General features: G+C 69.1%; 8 protein-coding genes and 5 tRNA genes. 2 read left to right on the top strand and 11 right to left on the bottom strand.

Going from position 1 to position 7,386, the window contains the following annotated elements; all coding sequences use genetic code 11:
• Positions 1–164: 164 nt before the first annotated feature.
• The 4 genes from AC07DI_RS29910 to leuC form a co-directional block, all read right to left on the bottom strand.
• Positions 165–869 carry an HU family DNA-binding protein gene (locus tag AC07DI_RS29910; protein WP_478907263.1) on the bottom strand — a complete coding sequence of 235 codons (705 nt, stop codon included), beginning with the start codon at positions 867–869 and terminating at the stop codon, positions 165–167.
• A 161-nt stretch (positions 870–1,030) separates the two neighbouring features.
• On the bottom strand, positions 1,031–1,267 hold the full coding sequence (locus AC07DI_RS29905) for an SCO5555 family protein (RefSeq protein ID WP_055564463.1): 237 nt from the start codon (positions 1,265–1,267) through the stop codon (positions 1,031–1,033).
• A gap of 268 nt (positions 1,268–1,535) precedes the next feature.
• Entirely contained in the window at positions 1,536–2,129 is a 594-nt protein-coding gene (gene leuD / locus AC07DI_RS29900; RefSeq protein ID WP_384249927.1) for a 3-isopropylmalate dehydratase small subunit, read from the bottom strand.
• A gap of 5 nt (positions 2,130–2,134) precedes the next feature.
• Positions 2,135–3,559 carry a 3-isopropylmalate dehydratase large subunit gene (leuC, locus tag AC07DI_RS29895; RefSeq protein WP_384249925.1) on the bottom strand — a complete coding sequence of 475 codons (1,425 nt, stop codon included), beginning with the start codon at positions 3,557–3,559 and terminating at the stop codon, positions 2,135–2,137.
• Between the two features lie 180 nt (positions 3,560–3,739).
• On the opposite strand from leuC, the gene ndgR reads away from it, so the two are divergent.
• The gene (ndgR, locus tag AC07DI_RS29890; RefSeq protein WP_055564460.1) at positions 3,740–4,459 is read left to right on the top strand and encodes an IclR family transcriptional regulator NdgR; all 720 of its coding nucleotides are present in this window, start codon (positions 3,740–3,742) and stop codon (positions 4,457–4,459) included.
• A 135-nt stretch (positions 4,460–4,594) separates the two neighbouring features.
• On the opposite strand, the gene AC07DI_RS29885 is transcribed toward ndgR, so the two are convergent.
• Positions 4,595–5,080 (bottom strand): DUF4188 domain-containing protein, encoded by a 486-nt coding sequence (locus AC07DI_RS29885; protein ID WP_384249921.1) that lies wholly within the window; start codon positions 5,078–5,080, stop codon positions 4,595–4,597.
• 116 nt (positions 5,081–5,196) lie between these two features.
• Here AC07DI_RS29885 and AC07DI_RS29880 point away from each other — a divergent pair, with 116 nt between their 5' ends.
• Entirely contained in the window at positions 5,197–5,853 is a 657-nt protein-coding gene (locus tag AC07DI_RS29880; RefSeq protein ID WP_384249919.1) for a MerR family transcriptional regulator, read from the top strand.
• Positions 5,854–5,895: 42 nt separating this feature from the next.
• Here the strand turns inward: AC07DI_RS29880 and AC07DI_RS29875 are convergent.
• The 6 genes from AC07DI_RS29875 to AC07DI_RS29850 form a co-directional block, all read right to left on the bottom strand.
• Positions 5,896–5,968: transfer RNA gene (locus AC07DI_RS29875), tRNA-Glu, on the bottom strand.
• A 54-nt stretch (positions 5,969–6,022) separates the two neighbouring features.
• Positions 6,023–6,094, bottom strand: a tRNA-Gln gene (locus AC07DI_RS29870).
• A gap of 31 nt (positions 6,095–6,125) precedes the next feature.
• A tRNA-Glu gene (locus tag AC07DI_RS29865) sits at positions 6,126–6,198 on the bottom strand.
• 62 nt (positions 6,199–6,260) lie between these two features.
• Positions 6,261–6,333, bottom strand: a tRNA-Glu gene (locus AC07DI_RS29860).
• 55 nt (positions 6,334–6,388) lie between these two features.
• Positions 6,389–6,460 (bottom strand) — tRNA-Gln (locus AC07DI_RS29855).
• 86 nt (positions 6,461–6,546) lie between these two features.
• Positions 6,547–7,275 carry an HAD family hydrolase gene (locus AC07DI_RS29850; protein WP_478907259.1) on the bottom strand — a complete coding sequence of 243 codons (729 nt, stop codon included), beginning with the start codon at positions 7,273–7,275 and terminating at the stop codon, positions 6,547–6,549.
• Positions 7,276–7,386: the final 111 nt, after the last annotated feature.

Below are 7,386 nucleotides of genomic sequence, written 5' to 3'. Positions count from 1 at the left end.
CTGGGGGAGGAGCTACTAGGGCTTTTCGGCAACGCGGCGAGCGTGCGTGCCAGACGACGCCCACCCGGCCGGGGATATGACACAGGCTCTGAGAGACCGGACACACGACGCGGGCCGGGCTCCCCCGTGGGAGCCCGGCCCGGCGCGTGAGTGCCCTCGTGCCCCTACTTCTTGCGGGCCGTGGTCTTCTTGGCGGTCGTCTTGCGCGTCGTGGCCTTCTTGGCGGGCGCGGTCTTCTTCGCGGTGGCCTTCGTGGCGGGCGCGGTCTTCTTCGCCGTGGCCTTCTTCGCCGCGGGCGTGGCCTTCTTGGCGGTGGCCTTCTTCGCCGCCGCCGGGGTGGCCTTCTTGGCCGTGGCCTTCGTGGCGGACTTCTTGGCGGTGGCCTTCTTCGCCGCGGCCTTCGTCGCCGTCGCCGTGGTCTTCTTGGCAGTGGTCTTCTTCGCCGCCGGCGTCGCCTTCTTGGCCGTGGCCTTCGTGGCGGACTTCTTGGCGGTGGCCTTCTTCGCCGCGGCCTTCTTGACCGTCGCCGAAGCGCCGCCGGACAGGCTGCCCTTGGGCGCCTTCTTGACCGCGACGTCGTTCTTGGGGAGCTTCTTCGAGCCGCTCACCAGGTCCTTGAAGCCCTGACCGGCACGGAAACGCGGAACCGAGGTCTTCTTGACCCGCACGCGCTCCCCGGTCTGCGGGTTGCGGGCGTAACGGGCCGGGCGGTCGACCTTCTCGAACGAGCCGAACCCGGTGACCGAAACACGGTCCCCGCTGACAACGGCACGGACGACGGCGTCCAGGACCGCGTCGACGGCGTCGGCGGCCTGCTGACGGCCCCCCACCTTGTCGGCAATCGCTTCTACGAGCTGCGCCTTGTTCACGTCTTCCCCTTCGGAGACATTGCCGGGAGCGAAATACTCCGGCTTTTTCGCACGTTAGGCAGATATATACCGCAAATCAAACACGAAACGGGCTAATCACCCTTGTGCCGCAACGAAGTGGCCCATCTCGGAGTTCCGCGAAGGCCCGTTGAGGCTGCCGCTCAGCCGTCTTGGGGGAATCGGCCCTCGTCCGCTTCGTCGAGGGACGCCATCAATCGCTCCAGACGCCTTGCCGCATCGGCGAGATCGTGTTTGGCCGCGGCCGTAATGACCAGCAGCTTCCGGGTCAGCGCCATCCGTACGCCCTCCGGGACTTGCAGTGCGCGCACTCGTGAGTGCGCTTCCTTCAGTTGGTCCGCGACGAGCCCGTAGAGCTCGAGTTGGCTGTCACGTCCCATGCACCGATTGTGCCATCTGGGGCGAGTTGTCGCCTCCGCAGGGGGTAACTGCCGCCGTCCGCCGCCCTCCTGAGGGTACCCCGTCCTGCTGAGTACAAGGGGATTTCCAGCCTCTTCTTCCTTCCCGGCCAAGGGAGTTGAGACCACCCGTTCAGGCCATCGGGTACCCCGAAGAGGGCGCACGCAGACGTACCCCCAACCGTTCACGATTGGGGGTACGTCGGGGTGTTGCCGGATCCTGCGGAGTGTCGCGGGGTGTTGTGGGGTGTCAGACCCGCACGGTCCGCGGCTTGTACGAGGGCCGTCCCGTCTCGTACGCGGCGATGTCCGGCTCGTTCTGCAGCGTGATGCTGATGTCGTCCAGACCGTTCAGGAGCCGCCAGCGGGCGTTCTCGTCGAGTTCGAAGTCGGCGGTGACGCCCTGCGCGCGCACTTGGCGATCCCGCAGGTCAACGGTGACCTCGGCCTGCGGGTCGCGCTCCGTCAGCTCCCAGAGCGCGTCCACGACCTGCTGGTCGAGCACCACGGTGAGCAGGCCGTTCTTCAGCGAGTTGCCGCGGAAGATGTCGGCGAAGCGGGAGGAGATGACCGCCTTGAAGCCGAAGTTCTGCAGCGCCCAGACCGCGTGCTCGCGGGAGGATCCGGTGCCGAAGTCGGGTCCTGCCACCAGGACGGTGGCGCCCTGGCGCTCGGGCCGGTTGAGCACGAACTCCGGGTCCTTGCGCCAGGCCTCGAAGAGCCCGTCCTCGAAGCCGTCCCTGGTGACCTTCTTCAGCCAGTGGGCGGGGATGATCTGGTCGGTGTCGACGTTGCTGCGGCGCAGCGGAACGGCCCGGCCGGTGTGCGTGGTGAATGCTTCCATGGTTCTCAGACTCCGGCGGTCACGGGGGCGTCGGACAGGTCGGCGGGCGAGGCCAGGTGGCCGGTGACCGCGGTGGCGGCGGCGACCTGCGGGGAGACCAGGTGGGTACGGCCGCCCTTGCCCTGCCTGCCCTCGAAGTTGCGGTTCGACGTGGAGGCCGAGCGCTCGCCGGGAGCGAGTTGGTCGGGGTTCATGCCCAGGCACATCGAGCATCCCGCGTGCCGCCATTCGGCTCCGGCGGCGGTGAAGACCTTGTCCAGGCCCTCCTCGACGGCCTGCAGGGCGACCCTGACCGAGCCGGGGACGACCAGCATCCGTACGCCGTCGGCGACTTTGCGGCCCTCGACGACGGCGGCGGCCGCGCGCAGGTCCTCGATGCGTCCGTTGGTGCAGGAGCCTACGAAGACGGTGTCGACCTTGATGTCGCGCAGCGGCTGCCCGGCCGCCAACCCCATGTACTCGAGGGCCTTTTCGGCGGCGTAGCGCTCCGAAGCGTCTTCGTACGAAGCGGGGTCGGGGACGTTCGCCGAAAGGGGCGCTCCCTGGCCGGGGTTGGTGCCCCAGGTCACGAACGGGGCCAGCGAGGCGGCGTCGATGTAGACCTCGGCGTCGAAGACCGCGTCGTCGTCGGTCTTCAGGGTCTTCCAGTACGCCACCGCGGCGTCCCAGTCCTCGCCCTGCGGGGCGTGGGCGCGGCCCTCGATGTAGTCGAAGGTCGTCTTGTCCGGGGCGATCATCCCGGCGCGGGCGCCCGCCTCGATGGACATGTTGCAGATGGTCATGCGGGCCTCCATCGAGAGCTTCTCGATGGCGGAGCCGCGGTACTCCAGGACGTAGCCCTGGCCGCCGCCGGTGCCGATCTGCGCGATGATCGCGAGGATCAGGTCCTTGGCCGTGACGTCGTCGGGCAGTTCGCCGTCGACGGTGATGGCCATGGTCTTCGGCGGTGCCATCGGCAGCGTCTGGGTGGCGAGGACGTGCTCGACCTGGGAGGTGCCGATGCCGAACGCCAGCGCGCCGAAGGCACCGTGGGTGGAGGTGTGCGAGTCGCCGCAGACCACCGTGGTGCCGGGCTGGGTCAGGCCGAGCTGCGGGCCCACCACGTGGACGACGCCCTGCTCGACGTCGCCCAGGGGGTGCAGGCGCACGCCGAACTCGGCGCAGTTCTTGCGCAGCGTCTCCAGCTGCGCCCGTGAGACCGGGTCGGCGATGGGCTTGTCGATGTCGAGGGTCGGGGTGTTGTGATCCTCGGTCGCGATGGTGAGGTCGAGCCGCCGCACCTGCCGGCCGGCCTGCCGGAGACCGTCGAAGGCCTGGGGGCTGGTCACCTCGTGCAGCAGGTGCAGATCGATGAAGAGGAGGTCGGGCTCGCCCTCGGCGCGCCGGACGACATGGTCGTCCCAGACCTTCTCCGCGAGTGTCCTACCCATCGCTTTCCCTCCGACCGGCCGCTTCGCCGGCCCAACTAGAGAATCCGTTCGCCGACGCGCGTACCCCTCGTGCCGCGCGTCGACCGCCGATCCGTTGGTCCGCGGATCGCTCGTACAGAGTGGCGCGTTCGCCGGAAAATTGAACTTGCGTTTCACAGAGTGAGACGCGAGTATCGACGCATGGACAACTCTAGCGGCGTAGGCGTTCTCGACAAGGCGGCCCTTGTCCTGAGCGCCCTGGAGTCCGGTCCGGCCACCCTCGCGGGCTTGGTCGCGGCCACCGGGCTCGCACGACCCACGGCCCACCGACTGGCCGTGGCCCTGGAACACCACCGGATGGTGGCGCGGGACATGCAGGGCCGTTTCATCCTCGGCCCGCGCCTGTCGGAGCTCGCGGCGGCGGCCGGCGAGGACCGCCTGCTGGCCACGGCGGGCCCCGTCCTGACCCATCTGCGCGACGTCACGGGCGAGAGCGCGCAGCTCTACCGCCGCCAGGGCGACATGCGCATCTGCGTGGCCGCGGCGGAGCGCCTCTCGGGCCTGCGCGACACCGTCCCGGTGGGCTCGACGCTCACGATGAAGGCGGGCTCGTCGGCGCAGATCCTGATGGCCTGGGAGGAGCCGGAGCGCCTGCACCGCGGCCTCCAGGGCGCCCGCTTCACGGCCACGGCCCTCTCGGGCGTACGCCGCCGGGGCTGGGCCCAGTCGATCGGCGAGCGCGAGCCGGGCGTCGCGTCCGTCTCCGCGCCCGTGCGCGGCCCCTCGAACCGCGTGGTCGCCGCCGTCTCGGTCTCCGGACCGATCGAGCGCCTGACCCGCCACCCGGGCCGCATGCACGCGCAGGCGGTCATCGACGCGGCGGGCCGCCTCTCCGAGGCCCTGCGCCGCTCCGGCGGCTGACGCCCACGGCGCCGGGAGCGTCGATCCACGCACAGCGCCGGAAGGAGCTGCCCCAACGCCGCGGCAGCCTCTTCCGGCGCTTTTCTCTGCCCCGGCCTTCGGCCTTTCCGTGCCCTGACCTTCGGCCGGTGGGCGTCAGACCGCCTTCAGGCGGTCGGCGGCCCGCTCCCCGCGACGGCCGACCGGGATCACACCGGTGGCCGCGGCCAGGCCGAACGGCGGCATGTTCACGTACACCGCCTCATGAGCGCCGGCCGGCACGACATACGTCTCGTGCCAGAAGCCGACCTTCCCCCTGCCCTGCTTGAGGCGGCGGTTGAAGGCCGTCCACTCGGGCCGGTGCACCTTGTCCGGGGCCGCCGAGTAGGCAAGCAGCTTCTCCTGCGACTCCCAGTACTGGACCACGCACAGCACGCGCGGGGAGCCGAGGAGGAGTTGGTAGCCCAGCAGCCCGCTCTCCCGGTCCTTCGACAGCTCCTTGAGCATGCGCGGCATCGCGCGGAAGACGGGCAACCAGCTGCGGACCGCGCGGAAGCTGTTGATGCGCATCCCGATGTGGAAGATGACGACGCCTTCTTCCCTCTCGGCGGTCATGCGCCCTTCGATCGGCTTGTCACTCATGGCCGTTCCTCCCTGCTGGAGCCTGGCACAACGTTGGATAGTTCCGCTATCCATGCTTGGATAGTGTCACTCTCCAAGGAGGAGTGCAAGAGGGCGCAAGAGGAGGCACGAACCGAATGAGACTGGCGGAACTGAGCCGGCGCAGCGGGGTCCCCACGGCCACGATCAAGTACTACCTGCGCGAGGGGCTGCTCCCGCCGGGCCGGCGCGTGACGGCGACGCAGGCCGAGTACGACGACGCGCACCTCCAGCGGTTGCGGCTCGTGCGGGCGCTTGTCCAGGTGGGCCGGGTGCCGATCGCGTCGGCGCGCGAGGTGCTCACCGCGCTGGAGGACGACTCGCTGGACCACAACTCCCGCCTGGGGACGGCGGTATGGGCTCTGCCGCACGGCCCGGAGTCCCCCGCGGACGACTCGCTCCAGGAGGCGGCGGGCCGGACGGTGGACGCTCTGCTGGAGCGCCTCGGCTGGCGGAACGCCCAGGGGTACGGAGCGGAGTCGCCGGCCTATCGGATGCTGGTGACCGCCGTGGGCACCCTGGCCCGGCTCGGATACCCGTGCGGCGTGGCGGACTTGGCGCCGTACGCGGACGCGGGGCGGCAACTGGCCGTGGCGGACCTGGACTTGATCGAACGGTACGAGTCGCCGGACGAGCAGCTGGAGGCGGCGGTCGCGCTCACCGTGCTCTACGAGCCGGTCCTGCTGAGCCTGCGCCGCATGGCACAGGCCGAGGAGTCCGGCCGGCGTTACGGACCAAAGGCGCCGCGGGAATGACGAAAGGGCCCTCCCTCACGGGAAGGCCCTCTGTCGTTCTTGTACCCCCGACCGGATTCGAACCGGCGCTACCGCCTTGAGAGGGCGGCGTGCTAGGCCGCTACACAACGGGGGCGAGGATCTTGCGCCGCCACGTGCCACGTGGCGGAGTCACAAAATCGATACTGCGCTGGGCTACCAGGACTCGAACCTAAACTAACGGAACCAGAAACCGTCGTGCTGCCAATTACACCATAGCCCAATGTGGTCTAGACCAAGTCTATGACCTACAGTACCCCCGACCGGATTCGAACCGGCGCTACCGCCTTGAGAGGGCGGCGTGCTAGGCCGCTACACAACGGGGGCCCTAGCGATCCTGCATCAGAAACAGTGGGTGCGACCCGATCTGTCCCCGCGGGAAGGATCTGTACCCCCGACCGGATTCGAACCGGCGCTACCGCCTTGAGAGGGCGGCGTGCTAGGCCGCTACACAACGGGGGCCTTGCGGATGCTGTGTCATTGAACGACACCCGCGGTTGCAGATGAGCTCTGCGAGCTGGCCTACCAGGACTCGAACCTAGACTAACGGAACCAGAAACCGTCGTGCTGCCAATTACACCATAGGCCATCAAAACGCAACCCCTTGCGGGGTTTTATTTGATGTGCGCTTCCCGGCCGGACCTTTCGGCCTTCTCGGGCGGCGCAGAAAGAACATTACCCGAAGGTGGACGGCGCTCCAAAACGGGTATCCGCACACAGCAGCGCGGGGAGCTCGGAGAGACGCGAGATGCGGTGTACGCCCGCCGGGGCGTCCCGCGCCGAGCCGTCGCGGTCGAGCCAGATGCCGAGCAGACCGGCGTCCCGCGCCCCTCTCGCGTCGATCTCCGGCTGGTCGCCGACGTAGGCGATCTCGGCGGGCGCGAGGCCGAGCGTCGTGCAGACCGCGCCGAAGGCCTCCGCGGCGGGTTTGGAGAAGCCCAGGTCAGCGGCGCACAGGACCGCCTCGAAGTGGCTGCGGATGCCGAGGATGGTCAGCTTGCGGTCCTGGACGGCCAGGGCGGAGTTGGACAGGACCGCCTGGCGGTAGTCGCCGGCGAGGGCGTCCAGGGTGGGGAGGGTGTCGGGGAAGAGCGACCAGGCCGATTCGTAGTGACCGACGTAACGCGCGAACCAGGCGTCGGCGTCGGCGTCGGACAGCTCCGGGACGTCGAGGAAGTCGCGTATGCGGTCGCGGCGCTGCTGCTCGAATGTCACTCCCCCGGCGCCGAAGCGGGCCCAGTGGCGCTCGGTGAGCCCCTTCCAGAGGTCGAGGGCGCGCTCGGCGGACTCGTACCGCTCAAGGAGCCCCTCGGCACTGAGGTGGGCCCGCATACCGGTGGTGTCGGCGCGCGCGTAGTCGAAGATCGTGTCATCGATGTCCCAGACCACGGCTTTGATCGGCATGGCTTCGACGGTAACGCTCGCCGTCGGTTCCGGCTGGGGGTTCGGGGGTTATCCCCCGATGAACGCAGTATCGATGTCCCAGACCACGGCTTTGATCGGCATGTTCTCGAC

This window comes from Streptomyces sp. NPDC044106, from assembly GCF_056433985.1.
Note: the sequence above shows the minus strand (reverse complement) of the source record. Positions and strands in the feature narration are given on the sequence as shown.